Annotated in this window: 1 protein-coding gene; it reads right to left on the reverse strand. The window is 41.3% G+C overall.

Annotation, left to right across the window (positions count from 1 at the left end; genetic code table 11):
* A partial coding sequence (locus tag DYY66_RS12180) for an Ig-like domain-containing protein (RefSeq protein ID WP_166289863.1) occupies positions 1-596 on the reverse strand: 596 nt, incomplete at both ends.

Consider the following 596-nt stretch of genomic DNA (forward strand, 5'->3'; position numbering starts at 1 on the left):
TTGTAGTTCCAGAATATGATGCTGTTATGGTATAGTATCCTATTGCAAGACTTGATGTGCTTGCAGATGCAGTTCCCCCAGATACTGTAACTGGAGAGCCAAGGTTTGTACCATTGGCTTGGAACTGCACAGAGCCTCCGTCAGGTACTGGAGATATTGTTGCAGTAAATGTAACTGACTGACCAAAAGTTGATGGGTTTTGTGATGATGATACTGCAGTGGTTGTTGACTGGGTACATTGGTTTACTACGGTACCACCTTGTGCAACTATGGTTCCAGTTATCACACCAGGACAGATGTTGTTTATTGTTCCGAATGCGCGGTTTTCAAGATCAGAACCAGTATTTAGTGTTCCTCGGTTATTTATGGTTGCAAAATAATTCCAAAACAATCCATTGTTGTTGATTGTTGCGCCGACATTGTTGTTGATTGTTCCTGCCCCGTTTTGCAGTCCTGATCCATCTGCCGGAAATGGTGCATCATTGTTATTGAGAATTCCGTTATTGTTTAATATACCACCATTTGTTACAGCAAGCCCACCGTGGTTTGTGAGAATAATTGTTCCGTTGTTTGTAATTGTGTCAAAATCAAAGAAA

The organism is Candidatus Nitrosotalea sp. FS, from assembly GCF_011319475.1.
Classification (GTDB): Archaea; Thermoproteota; Nitrososphaeria; order Nitrososphaerales; family Nitrosopumilaceae; genus Nitrosotalea.